At 65.2% G+C, this 14,624-nt stretch carries 19 protein-coding genes; 4 read left to right on the top strand and 15 right to left on the bottom strand.

Annotation, left to right across the window (positions count from 1 at the left end; genetic code table 11):
* Positions 1-73: 73 nt before the first annotated feature.
* Entirely contained in the window at positions 74-511 is a 438-nt protein-coding gene (locus LDB05_RS14095; protein ID WP_226004625.1) for a helix-turn-helix domain-containing protein, read from the bottom strand.
* 127 nt (positions 512-638) lie between these two features.
* On the opposite strand from LDB05_RS14095, the gene LDB05_RS14090 reads away from it, so the two are divergent.
* Both LDB05_RS14090 and LDB05_RS14085 read left to right on the top strand, forming a co-directional pair.
* Positions 639-1,244 (top strand): DUF8170 family protein, encoded by a 606-nt coding sequence (locus tag LDB05_RS14090; protein WP_226004624.1) that lies wholly within the window; start codon positions 639-641, stop codon positions 1,242-1,244.
* A 66-nt stretch (positions 1,245-1,310) separates the two neighbouring features.
* The gene (locus LDB05_RS14085; RefSeq protein ID WP_226004623.1) at positions 1,311-2,243 is read left to right on the top strand and encodes an ornithine cyclodeaminase family protein; all 933 of its coding nucleotides are present in this window, start codon (positions 1,311-1,313) and stop codon (positions 2,241-2,243) included.
* A 12-nt stretch (positions 2,244-2,255) separates the two neighbouring features.
* Here the strand turns inward: LDB05_RS14085 and LDB05_RS14080 are convergent, their stop codons facing one another.
* From LDB05_RS14080 to LDB05_RS14015, 14 genes are all read right to left on the bottom strand, one after another.
* The gene (locus tag LDB05_RS14080; RefSeq protein ID WP_226004622.1) at positions 2,256-3,416 is read right to left on the bottom strand and encodes an FtsZ/tubulin family protein; all 1,161 of its coding nucleotides are present in this window, start codon (positions 3,414-3,416) and stop codon (positions 2,256-2,258) included.
* 91 nt (positions 3,417-3,507) lie between these two features.
* Positions 3,508-4,584 carry a tRNA-intron lyase gene (gene endA / locus LDB05_RS14075; protein ID WP_226004621.1) on the bottom strand — a complete coding sequence of 359 codons (1,077 nt, stop codon included), beginning with the start codon at positions 4,582-4,584 and terminating at the stop codon, positions 3,508-3,510.
* A gap of 334 nt (positions 4,585-4,918) precedes the next feature.
* Positions 4,919-5,695 carry a DUF91 domain-containing protein gene (locus LDB05_RS14070; RefSeq protein ID WP_226004620.1) on the bottom strand — a complete coding sequence of 259 codons (777 nt, stop codon included), beginning with the start codon at positions 5,693-5,695 and terminating at the stop codon, positions 4,919-4,921.
* Between the two features lie 165 nt (positions 5,696-5,860).
* Positions 5,861-6,058 carry a hypothetical protein gene (locus tag LDB05_RS14065; RefSeq protein WP_226004619.1) on the bottom strand — a complete coding sequence of 66 codons (198 nt, stop codon included), beginning with the start codon at positions 6,056-6,058 and terminating at the stop codon, positions 5,861-5,863.
* On the bottom strand, positions 6,048-6,740 hold the full coding sequence (locus tag LDB05_RS14060; protein ID WP_226004618.1) for a DUF4382 domain-containing protein: 693 nt from the start codon (positions 6,738-6,740) through the stop codon (positions 6,048-6,050). The genes LDB05_RS14065 and LDB05_RS14060 overlap by 11 nt, the downstream gene beginning before the upstream one ends.
* Before the next feature lie 63 nt (positions 6,741-6,803).
* Positions 6,804-7,211 carry a hypothetical protein gene (locus LDB05_RS14055; protein WP_226004617.1) on the bottom strand — a complete coding sequence of 136 codons (408 nt, stop codon included), beginning with the start codon at positions 7,209-7,211 and terminating at the stop codon, positions 6,804-6,806.
* Positions 7,212-7,710: 499 nt separating this feature from the next.
* A complete protein-coding gene (locus tag LDB05_RS14050) occupies positions 7,711-7,941 on the bottom strand; it encodes an Lrp/AsnC family transcriptional regulator (protein ID WP_226004616.1) in 231 nt (76 codons plus the stop codon).
* A gap of 123 nt (positions 7,942-8,064) precedes the next feature.
* Entirely contained in the window at positions 8,065-8,730 is a 666-nt protein-coding gene (locus tag LDB05_RS14045; protein WP_226004615.1) for a hypothetical protein, read from the bottom strand.
* Between the two features lie 167 nt (positions 8,731-8,897).
* A complete protein-coding gene (locus LDB05_RS14040) occupies positions 8,898-10,022 on the bottom strand; it encodes a DUF7345 domain-containing protein (RefSeq protein ID WP_226004614.1) in 1,125 nt (374 codons plus the stop codon).
* Positions 10,023-10,133: 111 nt separating this feature from the next.
* The gene (locus LDB05_RS14035) at positions 10,134-10,382 is read right to left on the bottom strand and encodes a hypothetical protein (RefSeq protein ID WP_226004613.1); all 249 of its coding nucleotides are present in this window, start codon (positions 10,380-10,382) and stop codon (positions 10,134-10,136) included.
* Positions 10,383-10,487: 105 nt separating this feature from the next.
* Positions 10,488-10,838 (bottom strand): hypothetical protein, encoded by a 351-nt coding sequence (locus LDB05_RS14030; protein WP_226004612.1) that lies wholly within the window; start codon positions 10,836-10,838, stop codon positions 10,488-10,490.
* 94 nt (positions 10,839-10,932) lie between these two features.
* Positions 10,933-11,679: a DUF4382 domain-containing protein gene (locus tag LDB05_RS14025; protein WP_226004611.1), complete on the bottom strand. Its 747-nt coding sequence runs from the start codon at positions 11,677-11,679 to the stop codon at positions 10,933-10,935.
* 319 nt (positions 11,680-11,998) lie between these two features.
* On the bottom strand, positions 11,999-12,373 hold the full coding sequence (locus tag LDB05_RS14020) for a hypothetical protein (RefSeq protein ID WP_226004610.1): 375 nt from the start codon (positions 12,371-12,373) through the stop codon (positions 11,999-12,001).
* A gap of 9 nt (positions 12,374-12,382) precedes the next feature.
* Entirely contained in the window at positions 12,383-12,943 is a 561-nt protein-coding gene (locus LDB05_RS14015) for a hypothetical protein (RefSeq protein WP_226004609.1), read from the bottom strand.
* 285 nt (positions 12,944-13,228) lie between these two features.
* Between LDB05_RS14015 and LDB05_RS14010 the strand changes: the two genes are divergently transcribed.
* Both LDB05_RS14010 and LDB05_RS14005 read left to right on the top strand, forming a co-directional pair.
* Positions 13,229-13,825, top strand: coding sequence for a DJ-1/PfpI family protein (locus tag LDB05_RS14010; protein WP_226004608.1), 597 nt, complete (start codon positions 13,229-13,231; stop codon positions 13,823-13,825).
* Positions 13,826-13,887: 62 nt separating this feature from the next.
* A complete protein-coding gene (locus LDB05_RS14005; RefSeq protein ID WP_226004607.1) occupies positions 13,888-14,550 on the top strand; it encodes an HAD family hydrolase in 663 nt (220 codons plus the stop codon).
* Positions 14,551-14,624 lie beyond the last annotated feature (74 nt).

Raw genomic sequence — 14,624 nt, 5'->3', positions numbered from 1 at the left:
GTTTTGGCTCGGCAGCGCGCAAAAGCCTTCGGCTTCGTCGCTCTGGAGCGGCACTGTCGACGAACCGAGTCGTTCAGGCGTCGGGACGAGGCATCTCTTCGAGTTCGCGAATCCGCGCCGTCTTCTCGACGGCCTGATACTGACGTTGCCACGCGTCTACCGGAAACAGACCGTTCCGATCGAACAGGTCGCGGGCCGCGTCGGTGAGTTCGTAGAACTTGTAAGGATAGTCTCGAAGCCGCTCGCCCGGTTCGAACTCGAGTTCTCGAACGACACCGACCGATTTCAGCGCGGTGAGATGCCGGCGGATCGCGTCGTCACTGAGCGGCGGATTCATGTAATCCAGTTCCTCGACGCTCGGGGCTCCCTCGGGATGCCCGACGATATCCGCGAGGATATCGGCCCGTTTTTTGTCGGTGGCCTTCTGGAGCGCCCGCCACGTATCGAACCCCTCGTCGGTGGCTTGTTGCGTTCCCTGGGACGGGTCGGCTACCGTTGTCTCAGGCCTCATACGTGTTCCTTCGAGCGCCATCGGCATAAACACTCGCATTCAGATGAGGTTAGTACCACAAATAGATGCGTGATTAAACGAACGGTAATCGGATAATTGATATTGTTTGCAACACGATGTCTCGATAATGGATTCCGGTGACGGCGGATTCGACACTGGTGAGGCTGATGCAGGCGATATTCCGGGCGAAGACGAACTGATGGCCGAAATCGAGGGAGTGAGCCTCACCCCGAGCGAGCACCAGCGGATCAAAGATCTGCTGAACGGCGCGCAGATGGATCGCATCAGGGGCTACGACCGTCGCTATCTGGTCGTGGGAGCGGGCGGTGAAACGGGCGCCGCAACGCGACGCGAGATCGTGTACGACCGCCTCGATTCCCGGAGTGATCCACCGGCGGTCGCCATGCAACTCGAGGAGTTCGGGCTGACGCCCGAAGAAATAGAGCTGTGGACTCGCGTGTTCGATATACTCTGCGGACGGGCGACACACATCGTCGCCGTTATCGAGGACTTCGATGGCGGTTACGTCTGGGAGCTCGGATTGTTGTTTTCTCCCTCCTACCGCGACAAAGCGTGGGTGTTGAAACGACGGTATTCGGACGAGGAGACCGAGCGCGAGCGCTACGCCAACGGGATGGCAGCCTCGTACGTCGAACTCCTCCTGACCGGTGACCGCGCCTACGAATGGGTCGATACCGATGAGCTACGAAGTGCCGTGGACGAAATTCCCTGATTCGACGGTTCCGGCGATCGCTTCGAAGTCGCGTACTGTTATGGCCGCTCCGACAGATATCCGCCTATGATCGATTTTCCGATTCTGACGGACGGCGACGTCTACTCGCAGTTCGACTACGGAATGGTCGTCGACGCCATGCGCGACGCCTTCGCGGAACGGGCCGCGGGAACGCTTGAGGCCCCGCCGCGCTGGCGCGTCGGCGCCGGCGAGGGGGACCTGGTCTTCACTGCGGGGGCGGCCACCGGGCCGACCAGCGCGGCGGGGTTTCGGGTCTACGAAACGCACCCCGATGACGGCGACGGCCACACGGAACTGGTCGCGGTCTTCGACGCGGGCACCGGGACGTTCGAGGGGTTATTCGCCGGTTACGCGATCGGCGGCCTCCGGACCGGTGGGATCGGCGGCGTCGCGATCGACTGCCTCGCACGCGCGGACAGCGAGACGCTCGGCATTCTCGGGTCGGGGTTCCAGGCTCGAGCGCAGGTCGGCGCGGCGTGTGCCGCTCGGGACTTCGCGGAGGTGCTGGTGTATAGTCCGACCGCCGAGAGCCGCGCGTCCTTCGCAGAAACGGTCGATGCCGACGTCGACTCCGCCGTCCGCGCGGTCGACGACCCCGAACCGGTCGTCCGAGAGGCCGACGCGCTCGTTTGTGCGACGAACAGCGAGGACCCGGTGTTCGATCCCGACTGGCTCGAGCCGGGGACCCACGTCACGACGATCGGGCCGCGGTTCGAAGACGGCCACGAACTCCCGCTCGCGGTCGTCGACCGCGCCGACGTCGTCGCGACCGACTCGCTGCCGCAGGTCGACGCCTACGACCGGCCGTACGTCGCGTCGGGCGAGGACCGCGAGCGGATGGTCGAACTCGCCGACGTGCTCGAGAATCCGGACCAGGGCCGCACGGACGAGAACGATCTCACGCTGTTCTGTTCGGTCGGGCTCGCCGGAACGGAGGTCGTGTTAGGAAAGCGGTTCCTTGAGGAGTTCGACGCGTAGTACGAGCCCGCACTACCGCGCCGCGTCTGCTGCCGCCCGCAGTTCCGCGACTCGATCGGACTCGACGTCGGCCAGTACCACCGCCGCGAAGACCGACTCACCGTCGGGTCGCGGCGCATCGCCGCCGAGGACGCCGTTCTCACCCACGGTCGACTCGAGCGTCCCGCGCCCCTCCGCGATCGCCCGGCGGTTGAGCCACGCCGGGGGGCCGCCGACGATCAACAGCCCGCGCTCGGCCGTCTCGGGGTCGCACTGGAGGGTGAGCTTGCCGCGAATCCCCTTCTGGACGACGGTTTCGATGGCGCTGACTGCCTCACCCGTGTCGACGTCCGGCTCCGAGGAGACGAGGCCGAGGCCGAACCGCGAGCCGCCCGTGTCGGCGTCCTGGTCTCCGTACCCGAGTGTGACGATGGCTGATTCGTTGCCGAGGATCCGGTTGATATCGGCCGCGTCGACGACGTTCTGGGCGGTCGTCTCGCCCGATCCGGCTCCCCCGCCGGCGAAGATGGCTCCCACTCGCGCCGCCAGCTCCCGATTACAGCGGTTGCGGGCGTCGGCGACCGTCTCGCCGGGCTGAAGCCACGCCTCGTTGTCGAAGAGGATGATCGCGTTCGCGAGCCCGTCGAGTCGGTCGAGCGCGATGATCGCGTTCGTCGCGGCGTTCGGTCGCGGGACCCCGCTGCCGTCGTTCCTCGCGGTCGTCCCCGCGTGCGGTCCGGTTCCGGCCGTGTCGGCGTCGGGATCGAACTCCCGGTCGGCCGGGAGCGTCGCGAGGACGTACACCGGGACGTCGTACTGTCGCTGTAGTGCGGTGACGAGCGCCGGTGCCGTTCCGCCGCCCGTTGCACCGCCGAGACCGACGGCGACGAGAAACGCGTCGGCAGCGGACGGCGTCCCGCGATCCAGTACTGCCAGGAGCTCGTCGGACGCCGCCCGACCGATCTCGAATCCCTGTTCGAAGTTCCCCTCGAGATCGTCCCCATCTTCGAGTCCGGTTCCCCCACCGTACCGGTGGCGATGCGATTCGGGAACGACGACGCGCTCCAGATCCGATTCGTCGGTATCGAACGCGAACACGTCGGTGAGAAACGAGTGTTCCGCCGGCTCCGCGGCTCTGATCGCATCGGCGATTCGACAACCCGCCCCCCCGACGCCGATCACCTCGAGTTGCATACGCTCACACTCTCCGGTCGGAACTTTTACGTTTCCGTTGTGGATAAATAAATTTCAGTCGGACTACCAGTTCGCGTGTAACACTGGTTCGCTACGGCGTCAGGCGCTCGAGCGACCACCACTCGATTCCTTCGCTCCGGTCCGACCCGTCACCGACGAGCGCGAACACCATCGTCTTCCGGACGCCGTGGGCGAGCCGGACGTCAAGCGCCAGATCCCGCGGTTCGAAGACGTACTCCGCCGGATGCACGCGAACGAGCAGCTCGGAGTGGCCGAGGTTCTCGACGGACTCCACGTCGGCGTAGGTCCGGAAGTCCGCGCCGAACTTGTAGCCCGTTTTGGGGACGACGCCGCGTTCTCGGAGTTCCGTGTAGACGGTCAGCCGCCGATCGAAGCGCTCGCCCTCGACCTCGCGACCGCGCGCACAAACCGTCGACGATTCGAGGTCGATCGCGCCCCGCTCGGCGAGGTACGTCGCTTCGAGCAGCGAACACTGCAGCGTCGGCTCGTCGTACTCCCGTCCCTCGAGCGGTTGCCCGTAGAACGTCCGCTCGTAGAGGTCGAGGGGCGGTTCCCAGACGACGACGCGATCGGCGAGGAGGTCGGCCTCGCAGCCCTCGGGCAGTGCGGTGTCAGCACCTGACGTGCCGGTCGGATCCCGGCGATCGACCTCGAAGTAGGTGATCTCGCTCTCTTCGTCGACGACGGCCAGCACGCCCTCGGCGAGCTCGGCGGCGGGAATGTCGGTCCGCTCGCCGATGACCCGCAACGCGTAGGCGATTTCGCCGTCGCGCGGTCCCTTCCCCCGCGGAAAGACCGCGAAGTCGGCCTCGCCGCCGGGCGGGTTCGGTACCCACGGCTCCGCGGCCGGCGAGAGGTAAAAGCCCCGCGAGCGCAGGTCTGCGTAGACGAGGAACCGGACGCCGAAATCGTCGCCGGGTTCGCGTGCGATGAACTCGCGGAACCCCAGTCGGTCGCCGCTCGCCGCGTCGGTAACCACCTCGAGATCACCGCGATAGAGCAGGTGCGCCGCCTCGACTGGCGCGAGGGCGATCTCGTTCCCCTCGAGCGGATAGCCGTAGCCCCGCGAGTCGTGATACCGCTGGCGAGCGTCGCTGCCCACGCGGACGAGACCCTCGTCCGCGTCGAACCGCCCCTCGAGTGACATACCCGTGGCTTTGCCGGCCGGCACTAAGTGGCTGCGGATCGATTCTTATTCGGGAGTGCCGTACGTTATCATTGAACTATCGCTTCGGTGATATCCGATCCGAGAACCGTGATCGGATTCTGAATTGTCTCCGATTCGAACACCTTGAAAGCCCCTGACTCGCTCCGGTCGCAGGACTCGCTGTGGTCCTCACCTCACTTCGTTCGGTTGCGGTCCTTGCGTCGTCCGGCGTCCCGGACCGAGTCAGCCCCTTTCAGTCCCACCCACCGCAACGCCGGCTGGTCGGGATGCTCTCGCGGGGTGGCAGTCACCACGTTTAGACACGGCGGTTCGTTCAGTCGTCGGCCGTCGATTCGGCCTCGAGCGCCCCCTCGAGTGCCCGATCGCAGGTCGCGTCGAGACAGCGGATACCACTCCGTGTTTCGAAGGTCGGGAGCCCGCAGTCGCACTCGCCGTCGACGACGCCGGCGGGGACGGCGAAGCCGGTGTCGCAGTCGGGGTAGTGCTCGCAGCCGGCGATGAGGCCGCCGCGGCGGAGGATCCGAAGGTCGCCGTCGCAGTTCGGTTCCGGGCACGCCCACTCGCGGTCGAACACCTGTTTGACCGCCGCGTCGAGGGACTCACAGCCCCTATCGAGGCAGACGTTGAACGCGAGGCCGCGCTCGACGCGCATCTTCGGGAGCCCGCAGTCGCAATCGCAGTGTTCGTCCCGGACCGTCGCGTCCGCCGGCACGCCGTAGCGGTCGCCACAGCCGACGCAGTGAACGCCGCTCGAGCGGACGAGCGCGCCCCCGCAGTCGGGACACGTACCGACGGGCGTTCCGGCCGCCGAGGAGGGATAGTGTGCGAACCCGTCCCGTTCATGGGCGGCGATCCGCAGCGTCTGGGTGTCTTTCTTCGCGACGAGCGTGAAGCCGTCCTGTCGGTCGCTCGAGACGCTATCGGCCCGCGTCAGCCACGCGACGGGCTGGTAGCCATCGATGTCGTGGACGAGGACGGTGTTGTCTGGTTTGACGATCGTGGTCACTCGGCCGCGGTACTCCTCGCGGTCGGTATCTTCGGCAATAACGGTGCAGTCGCCCGCAAGAACGCGGATCGAGTCGTCGATCATGGGGTCGTTGGCCGCGGTTTCGTACTTAAACCCGCGGACGAGTAACCGGTGGCTCGGTATCGATCGCTCGAATCCGGTCGCAAAAACAGCTGGCCGATCACGCGGTACTGGAACTCGTTTGGCTTACTGTCGTCGACCGGAACGCGTTTTCAGAATCGCTGCGGCTCAAAACGGGCCGATCCCGAGCGCAGCGAGTATCCAGAGGGCGAGGACGATGGCGAGGGCGTTGAGAACGACCCGCCACGTCAGCGCCAACAGGCCCCGGCCGAACACCAGGACGAGGACCACCAGGATCGCCGCCACGACGAGCATCAACGGCGAGCTGATCGGGCCGGCGAACAGCACCGCTGCGCTACCCGTCATCCTGCGTCGTGTCCTCGTACTCGACCTGCGTTCCGTTCGCGACGGGCTGGAGGAGGTACTGTTCGGTCTGGCCTCGGTGAACGGGCGTGAAGTCTCCTACGAAGGTCGTCGTCTGGTCCTCGCGGATCTCGAACCGGTGCTTGAACTGGAGCGGTGCGTTCCCGGGCGTCCCGACCTCGGCCTGCCCGCCGTCCTCGAGCACGCCCTCGACGCCCGTCACGTCGAGCTGGAGGAACTCGTAGGCCCCGGCCTCGAGTTCGCGTTCGTCGACCAGCTGGGTGTTCCCGTTCTGCAGTTGCACGAGGTCCGCTTCCTGGGGCTCGTCGAACTCGTGGTACTCGCGCCCGTCGCTTTCGTCGACGTCGCTTTCGTCCTGCTCGTCGACCGTCTCGTTCCCGTCCTGCTGATCGTCGGTTTCGTTCCCGTCTTGCTGGTCGTCCGTTTCGTTGTCCGTTGCCTCCGCGTCTTCGCCATCGCTGCCGTCGCCGCTCGGTTTGACCCAGATTCCCTGGATCGTGACGATGCACGACTCGAAGTCAGCGATGTCTCCCGGCTGGTCCGTGACCTGCGTCGCGAGCGTCCCGGTCGCTGCGTTCGCGCCGGTACAGCCAGCCAGTCCGATCGTTCCTACCGTTGCGATGCCTGCCGATTTGAGATACGTCCGTCGATTGAGTTCTGTCATGGATTTGAATCCGTGTGATCTGGATTCGATCTTCGTCCGGTACGAGATGTCCGTTTCCGTGTGTTAGCTGCTATGGGCTGCAGCGTCGCCGTCTCCGCCGTTTTCATCGTCACTGGTCTCTTCGCCGCTATCGTCGGATCGGAGGTCGCTCACCGACTCGCCGAGGGAATCGATCGATCCGTCGAGGAACGACTCGATCGTGTCGTGAATCTCGCTCACGTGATCGGGCATCCGTTCGGGCAGCCCGTCAGCCGGTCCGACGGTACCAGCCCGATCGTCAGCGGTGTCCGCGTTCTCGCTCGCGTTGGTTGTCTCGGCCGTGTCGTCGTCCGCCTCGCTCGCGTTCGTCGCCTCCGCTTCGCCGCTGTTCGCGTTCGATACGTCCGCGGGCGTCGCCGCGCCGACGGCGGTCAGGCCGCCGACCAACACCAGCGCCGCCATCGCCGCCGTGAGTAGTTTCGTTCCGTTCATCGCATCTGGTCCTCCTCGGACAATCACTTAATCCGGATAGTTGATAGCGACGAGTTTCGCCGATTTGACCGCATTTACCCGGGTATAACGGTTCTATGGGTCCCAATTGGTGTCTCAAAATTCGTGCTGATACGGGCTCGCTAGAAGTGAACCTCGATCGGTCACCACACCGTCGAGGAGCTGCCGGTACGCGACGGTGGGTCGGAGCTCGATCCGTCGATTACCCACCCACCCGACCCGGTCGGCGTCCGATTTGATTCGATCGCCGTCATATCGTCCCTCGAGACGTCACCCGCTGTCGGTGTACGGACGGCTCTCCTTTCGAAGCGAGCGATTCGAACCCGTCCATCGCGTCCCGTAGCCGGCTCCGATCGGCGGGATATCGATCCGGTATCCATGACTCCCGTGATGTCCCACGATCTCTCACCCGATTGCGTTCGTCCGAACGGACCCGTCGGTAACTGCTCCCCCTTCCTGACGATCCGATCGACCTCCGGTGTCAGTCGATACAGAGGTACGTTCGGGTCGCCCCGACGCCCTCGAGCGGTCGAACGGATTCGGTAACCGTCTGGAGTATGTCGCGGGGCTCCTCGCCGGTCAACTCGACCATGATGTCGAAATCGCCCGTGATGACGTGTGCCTCTGTGACGCCCGCATCGTCGCGAAGGGACTGACACACCTCTTCGGCGGTTCCCGCTGCGGTGTCGATCATCGCGTACGCGTGGACCATCTCACCCAGCTACGATCCCGTCCCGTAAAAAACGAAAGTGCGCCGCGATCGCCTCGCACTGCGAACGACTCGTCGTCAGGTTCGGTGCAGCCGGCCGGTCCGTTAGCCGCTCGTCCCGGGTCGTTAGTCGCTCGTTCCGTTCCCGTCCGTCCGGGATTCGTTGCCACCGCCACCCGGTCCGTGGGCGGCGCGGTCGTCGCCCATCGACTGTCCGACATCGTTACCGGCGATCGAACGGGCGATCGCCGCCGTGTCCGGCCCGCCGAGGTCACCGGCGCGGTCTCGCAGCGCTCGGATGGAGTCGACGTCGACGCCGCGGTCGGCGAGCACGTCGTCGGGCAATCCGGCCGCGGTCGTCTCGGCCGTCGCGGCCTGTCGCTCGATCGTTCGCATCTCGGCGGTGGTCTTCGCGACTTCCGCGCGATAGCGGCCCTCGCTGATCTCACCGGCCTCGCGCGACTCGTTTAACGCCTCGAGTCTGTCCTCGAGCTCCGCGAGACGCGCTTCGCTTTCCTCGTACTGCTCGGCGACGACGGCGGCTTTCGTCTCGTTCGTTTCGGCGTTCGCGATCCTGACGCCGAAGGCCCGTTCCGAGACGTCGCCCTCGACCTCGGCGTTCTGGACGCCGACGGCGGCGGCGAACTGTTCGCCGGGTTTGATCGACTCGTTTCCTGACTCGGTATCGTCCTGTGCGCTTCCGTTCGAGGCGACGCTCGCCGCGGCGAGCGGAACCGCGACCATCGCGACGACGAGCATTACTGCCAGCGTTATCGACGTGGTTCGATTCATGGATGTCAATTGCTTCGTTGGGTAATATATACTCGAGACGATGACTTGGGTTCACCGACGGTTAACGCCATTCAACGCCGTTTTCGATCCGTCGCCGTCCGTCGGTTTCGGCGGTTTCGATCGATCCGCCCATCCGCCCCGGCGAATGCGGTATCCGTCACCTCGAGTCACGCCGGTCCGTCACCGTCGACCTCGTTCGCCCCCTCGTCCTCGTCCGGCAGCGAGAGGACGTTCTCGCGACCCAGACGGAACGACTCGAGTTTACCGTCCTCGCGGAGGCCGCTGACGACCTTGCTGGTCTTGGCGTCGGTCCAGCCGAGCTCCTCGACGACCGCCTGTTGCTTCATCCGGCCGCCCTGATCCTCGAGGAGCTGGAGGACCTGCTCCTCGTTGCTGAGGAGCTCGGTATCGGCCGCTCCCGCCGCGCTCACGGCCGCCGAACCGTCTGTCGCCGGGGCCGCCGTCGCGGTGCCCGATCCGTCCGTCGGCTCGGATTCGGTACTGGGCGCGGGTGTGTCCTCCCCGCTGGCCGTCTGACCAGCCGTCGACTCGCGGTTGCGGTACCACCACGCGCCGGCGGCGGCGAGTCCCACGACGACGACCGCGGTTCCCGCGAGGGTCGCCGTCCCGAGTCCGCCGGCGGTAACGACGACGCGGGGCTCGCCGGAGACGAAATCGGTCTCGCCGCCCCGCCAGATCACCGCGCGATCCCGTTCGTCGTCCGGCTCGGGCGTGACTGACGTCCGTTCGTATTCCTCCGGCCACTCGATCAACAACCGCGTGCCGTCGTCGAGGTAGATCCCCTCGATGGCGTCGCCGGCTCGGAGTTCGTCGCCGTCGACCGCTGCGAACCCGTCCCAGCGGAACGTGTACCTGACGACGCCGTACTCGCGCGCGAGCGACTGGCGCTCGGTCGTCACCGTAAATCCGTCGGCGGACATCTCTCGGCCCGTCGCGTCGCTCGCCGCGCTGACCGTCTCGTCCATCCGGTCGGCGAAGTTCTGCGTGTAATTGTCGGGATCGTCTCGGACGTCCGACTGCAGCGATTCGAACGCCGTCTCGCTCTCGTCGTCGTCCAGGTGAACCCAGAACTCGAGGGTCCACTCGGCGGTTCCGTTCGGCTGGACCGCGACGTCCATTCGGACCTCGTCCGCGTCGATCTGGTCCTGCTGGACTGCAAACGGGTTCGACTGTGATTGAGCAGTGGTCGCGGCCCCGGTGGCGGCTCCCACCGGTCCCGTTCCGAGGAGGAGTACCGCGACGACGGCCGTCAAGCGGACGCGACCGTTCATACGAATTCGTACTTTCCACCTCGCTTAAAACATGCGGAAGTCGTATATGGTGCTGTGTGGGCACTATAGCGTCATATTCGACGAGTCCTCTCAGAAATAGTCAAACAGTCGTCACTGCCCGGATCCGTTCGATCCGGCTGCGTCACTACCGGGGGTGAATCCTCGAACGACGTCACCCAGCGAGTCGACGGTGCCGCCGACGAAGTCGCTTATCGCCCCGAGAATATCGGAGACGAACTCCGGCACCGGCTCCGGCAGGTCGTCCGGGGGTCCCTGTGCTGGCTGTGCCGTCGCAGCGCCCGTCGCGCTGACGAGGAGCGTAACCGCGATCGCGATGGTCAGTATCGTTTGTCTCTGCATCACGATCGATCAGTGACGGCCTGCCCCCATTAACTGGGTAGTCGGTCGACTGGGTTTTCCTCGATTTGCGCCGAATATCGTTCGGCTGCCCTTGACTGGAGCCCGCTATGCGCCGGGGACGCCGAACGCGCCGACACCGAGCCCGAGGACGCTGTTGAGAACGAAGAGGATGCCGAGCGCGGCGAGCCAGGCGACGAGTCCGATGACTGCGGCTGTCCCCCAATCGCCCGGGTAGCGCCACTTGATGACCCAGACCCAGGCGATCAGTGCGACGATCGGACCGAGCAGCGGTATCCAGGAGGTCAGCGCCCACGCGACGGCCCCGAGGAGACCCGTAATGACTGCGTGTGAATAGTCGTCGACGCCGACGACTAGCTTCGCGCTAATGAAAATTGCCAGACCGCCGACAAGTAGCGCGACGAGGAAGGCGACGAGTGATCCGGTGAACGGAGCCATTTCCTCCGTCTCTCTTTCCCGGACAGATATAGATTGTGTCATACTTCCTCGAGACGATTTCCCCGTTCCTACCGGCCGGAGAACTGAACGGCGATCACATTCCGTCTTCCGAATCGTTGGTATCGGTCTCGGAGTCGTTGGTGTCAGCATCGGAGTCGTTGGTAGCGTCCTCGCTATCCTCGTAGATGACTCGTGTTCCTTTGGCGACCGGTTGCAAGAGGTACCGATCTCGCTGTCCCTGGCGAACGGGCGTGAAGTCGCCGACGAACGTCGTCCGCTGATCCTCTCGAATCTCGAAGCGCTCCTTGAACTGTAGCGGCGCGTTTCCGGGCGTGGACACTTCGGCCTCGCTGCCATCCTTCAGCTCTCCGGTGACGTCGGTGACGTCCAGCTGCAGGTACTCGTACTCCTGTGCCGTCAGCTCCCGCTCGTCGATGAGCTGCGTGTTCTCTCCCTGTAGGTCGACGAGGTCAGCCTCCTGTGATTCGTCGAACTCGTAGTACTCCCTGCCATCGCCCTCGTCGACGTCCGATTCGCTCTGATCGTCGGTCTCACTGTCGTTCTCGGTCGCGTTCTCGTCGTCTGTAGACCCGTCGTCCTCGTCGTCGCTGTCCTCCTCGGTACGCGGTTTGATCCAGATCCCCTGGATCGTGACGACGCACGACTCGAAGTCGGCGATGTCGCCGGGCTGGTCGGTGATCTGCGTCCCGAGCGTTCCGGTACCGGCGTCGCTACCTTCGTTCCCGCCGAGACAGCCACTGAGTCCAACGGTACTGCCGGCAACAGCACCACTAGCTAGCTTGAGATAATCGCGTCGATCGACGTCGTCGATTGAATCCATTACGATTACCCACAATCATCACCGGCTGATATACCCCGCCGATGATCCGTCCGATTTTCCATCGTTGATTTCGTTTCTGTCAGTTCAATACCCGCCACTGTCCGCGTATTTCGGCAAAAACAGTCTCAAAACAGAAACGCCTAGAACGATAGCATTCATTCCGTCGATCGCTACCGGTCCGTCGCAGAACGAGTGATCCTGCGGAGGGGAACGTCAGCGGGGACGGTGGCACCGGGAGGATCGTCGATCGAGGACGGGTGCGTCAGCGAGGAACGCGTCAGCGGGGGATCGAGGAGGGGTGCGTCAACGGGGAGGTGATTCAGGCACCCGGCACGCCGAGTGCCGAGACCGAACCGATCCCGACCAACTCGAGGGCCGCGAGGACGACCACGGCGGCCGCCCATGCGGCGATCCCGACTGCACCGGAGCGAATCCAGCCGAGCCGGTAGCGCCACTTGACGACGGCGACCCACGCGATGGCAGCCAGCACGCCGCCGAGCAACGGAACCCACTCGAGGACGGCCCAGGCCAGCGCGCCGAGCAGCGCGGTCAACACCGCGTGGGCGTAGTCGCGGGTGTCCGCGACGACGTGGGTGGCGGCGTGGAGGGCCACGCCGCCGACCAGCAGGCTGACGGCGAACGCCAGCAGCCGGTCCTCGAGACCGATCGCCATCGACGGAGCGGGTGTTGGCATGGGAGTCAGTTATGCGTCGGTCTGTTCGTCGTCGGTGTCGTCTTCGTCGGTATCGTCAGCGTCTTCGGTAGTCTGCTCGTCGTCGGTGTCGTCTCCGTCGGTATCGTCAGCGTCTTCCTCAGTCTGCTCGTCCTCAGCGTCGCCTTCGTCAGTATCGTCAGCCTCGTCGCTTTCGTCGTCGTCAGGCGTCACGTCACTGACCGCATCGCCGAGCGAGCCGTCGAGGTCGTCGTTCAGGAACGACGAGATTCGGTCGTGAATTTGCGAGACGTGGTCGGGGACTTGCTCAGGGAGGTCGACGTTCGGCCCCTGTCCGTTGCGTTCGTCAGCAGCGTTAGCGGCAGCGGCTCCGTTCTCGCTCCGATTCTGATCGTCGTCGGCCTGCTGATCGTCGGCTGCGTGTTCGTTCGCGTGCTGTTCGTCGGGACTGTGTTCGTTCGCGTGCTGTTCGTCGGGACTGTCCGCGTTCGCGTCCACGGACACGGGAGCGTTTCCGGGTGCGGCGGCGGCGAAGCCGGTCGCCGCGATCAGTGCAGCGAGCGCGACTGCGATGAGCGTTGTTCGGTTCATAGCTTGCATCCGACTCTCGGTGGCCGGATGGTCTTGAAGGGGGGATGCCGTGAACCCGGTTTTCGCACGTTTGAATCTATTTGACGGTCGTTTTCGTCGGTTTGTGTCCCGTTCAACGGGGATCGAACGGGTCCCCTGGCTGTCGGTTAGTGAAACGGGCCGGGCGACGTCTCCGACCGAACCAACGCGGCGCGCGCGTCGTCACAGGGTACCGCGAGGCCGACGGCCCGTTTCACGATCCGGCGCGAGCACAACGGATTTCTCCACCGGCGAGAGTCGTCCAGTATGGACACGACGACCGCCGAAATCGTGCTGTTCGACGGCTTCGACGAACTCGACGCGATCGGCCCCTACGAGGTCCTCGAGAACGGCGCCCGAGCCGGTGCGTCGCTCGAGACGCGGCTGGTCACGCTCGAGCCGACCGATCTGGTGACGGCGAGTCACGGCCTCCGGGTCGAACCGGACGGACCCCTCGGCGAGCCGGACATCCTGATCGTTCCCGGAGGCGGCTGGACGACCGAGGACGGCGGCGTCCGGGCCGTAGTAAACGACGGCGCCCTCGCGGACGCCGTCGCCGAACGGTTCGCGAACAGCGCGACGATCGCTTCAGTCTGTACCGGTGCGATGGTCCTCGCCGACGCGGGCGTGCTCGAGGGACGGCCCGCGACCACCCACGCCGTCGCGATGGACGATCTCGAGGCCTTCGCGACGACTCGGTCCGATGCGCGCGTGGTGGACGACGGCGACGTACTCACCGCGGGCGGCGTTACCGCGGGGATCGATCTGGCGCTGTGGCTGCTCGAGCGCGAGTTCGGTGCGGAGATCGCAGCGTCGGTCGAGACGGAGATGGAACACGAACGGCGCGGCGAGGTCGTCAGCTGAGGGGCGACCGACCCGGGCGCCTGCCAAACGGCTATACGGCGCCGTCGAATACGCCGCCGTACATGACCGCTGTACTATTCGACATGGACGGCGTCCTGGTCGACAGCGAGGACTACTGGGTGGAATTCCAGCGCGAGGAGATCCTTCCCGCGACCGTCCCCGACGAAGACGTCGCCGTCGCCGAGACGAGCGGGATGAACTTCCGCGAAATCTACGACTACCTCGAGGAGACGTACGGAGCCGCGATCACCCGCGAGGAGTTCGTCCGGCGATTCAACGAGGCTGCGGAGGAGATCTACACCGAACGTGCGGACTTGCTCGACGGACTCCACGAACTTCTCGCCGAACTGGACGATCGCGGCGTCCCGACGGCGCTCGTCTCTTCCTCGCCCCACGACTGGATCGGCATGGTCCTCGAGCGCTTCGATCTCGAGGGAACGTTCGATCGCGTCATCAGCGCCGACGACATCGACGCGGCGAGCAAGCCGGCCCCCGACGTCTTCGAGTACGCGGCCGACGAGCTCGGCGTTCCGGCGGCGGAGTGCATCGTCGTCGAAGATTCGGAAAACGGGATCGAGGCGGCTGCTCGAGCGGGGACGATCGTCGTCGCCTATCGGATCGACGCCCACGGCGATATCGACCGGTCGTCCGCGGACGAGATCGTCGATTCGGCCGCGGAACTCCGCGACCGCGTCCTTTCGGTGGCAAAGAATCAGCGCGCGTAGCGACGTCGCCCCCGCGAAATCTCCCTCACCGTTCCTCGGGCCACGTTCGACGAACTGAGTCGTTGTGCTGACGG

Origin of the sequence: Natrinema salinisoli (assembly GCF_020405205.1) — an archaeon.
GTDB classification, from domain to species: Archaea; Halobacteriota; Halobacteria; order Halobacteriales; family Natrialbaceae; genus Natrinema; species Natrinema salinisoli.
Note: the sequence above shows the minus strand (reverse complement) of the source record. Positions and strands in the feature narration are given on the sequence as shown.

Excerpts from the sequence above, each read along its gene's own strand:
- LDB05_RS14030 (WP_226004612.1), bottom strand. The coding sequence starts at position 10,838 with ATGGCTCCGTTCACCGGATCACTCGTCGCCTTCCTCGTCGCGCTACTT.
- LDB05_RS14040 (WP_226004614.1), bottom strand. The coding sequence starts at position 10,022 with ATGAACGGTCGCGTCCGCTTGACGGCCGTCGTCGCGGTACTCCTCCTC.
- LDB05_RS14005 (WP_226004607.1), top strand. The coding sequence starts at position 13,888 with ATGACCGCTGTACTATTCGACATGGACGGCGTCCTGGTCGACAGCGAG.
- LDB05_RS14090 (WP_226004624.1), top strand. The coding sequence starts at position 639 with ATGGATTCCGGTGACGGCGGATTCGACACTGGTGAGGCTGATGCAGGC.
- LDB05_RS14055 (WP_226004617.1), bottom strand. The coding sequence starts at position 7,211 with ATGAACGGAACGAAACTACTCACGGCGGCGATGGCGGCGCTGGTGTTG.
- LDB05_RS14020 (WP_226004610.1), bottom strand. The coding sequence starts at position 12,373 with ATGCCAACACCCGCTCCGTCGATGGCGATCGGTCTCGAGGACCGGCTG.
- LDB05_RS14070 (WP_226004620.1), bottom strand. The coding sequence starts at position 5,695 with ATGATCGACGACTCGATCCGCGTTCTTGCGGGCGACTGCACCGTTATT.
- LDB05_RS14015 (WP_226004609.1), bottom strand. The coding sequence starts at position 12,943 with ATGAACCGAACAACGCTCATCGCAGTCGCGCTCGCTGCACTGATCGCG.
- LDB05_RS14025 (WP_226004611.1), bottom strand. The coding sequence starts at position 11,679 with ATGGATTCAATCGACGACGTCGATCGACGCGATTATCTCAAGCTAGCT.
- LDB05_RS14035 (WP_226004613.1), bottom strand. The coding sequence starts at position 10,382 with ATGCAGAGACAAACGATACTGACCATCGCGATCGCGGTTACGCTCCTC.
- LDB05_RS14095 (WP_226004625.1), bottom strand. The coding sequence starts at position 511 with ATGAGGCCTGAGACAACGGTAGCCGACCCGTCCCAGGGAACGCAACAA.
- LDB05_RS14010 (WP_226004608.1), top strand. The coding sequence starts at position 13,229 with ATGGACACGACGACCGCCGAAATCGTGCTGTTCGACGGCTTCGACGAA.
- LDB05_RS14065 (WP_226004619.1), bottom strand. The coding sequence starts at position 6,058 with ATGACGGGTAGCGCAGCGGTGCTGTTCGCCGGCCCGATCAGCTCGCCG.
- LDB05_RS14080 (WP_226004622.1), bottom strand. The coding sequence starts at position 3,416 with ATGCAACTCGAGGTGATCGGCGTCGGGGGGGCGGGTTGTCGAATCGCC.
- LDB05_RS14085 (WP_226004623.1), top strand. The coding sequence starts at position 1,311 with ATGATCGATTTTCCGATTCTGACGGACGGCGACGTCTACTCGCAGTTC.
- LDB05_RS14060 (WP_226004618.1), bottom strand. The coding sequence starts at position 6,740 with ATGACAGAACTCAATCGACGGACGTATCTCAAATCGGCAGGCATCGCA.
- LDB05_RS14045 (WP_226004615.1), bottom strand. The coding sequence starts at position 8,730 with ATGAATCGAACCACGTCGATAACGCTGGCAGTAATGCTCGTCGTCGCG.
- endA (WP_226004621.1), bottom strand. The coding sequence starts at position 4,584 with ATGTCACTCGAGGGGCGGTTCGACGCGGACGAGGGTCTCGTCCGCGTG.
- LDB05_RS14050 (WP_226004616.1), bottom strand. The coding sequence starts at position 7,941 with ATGGTCCACGCGTACGCGATGATCGACACCGCAGCGGGAACCGCCGAA.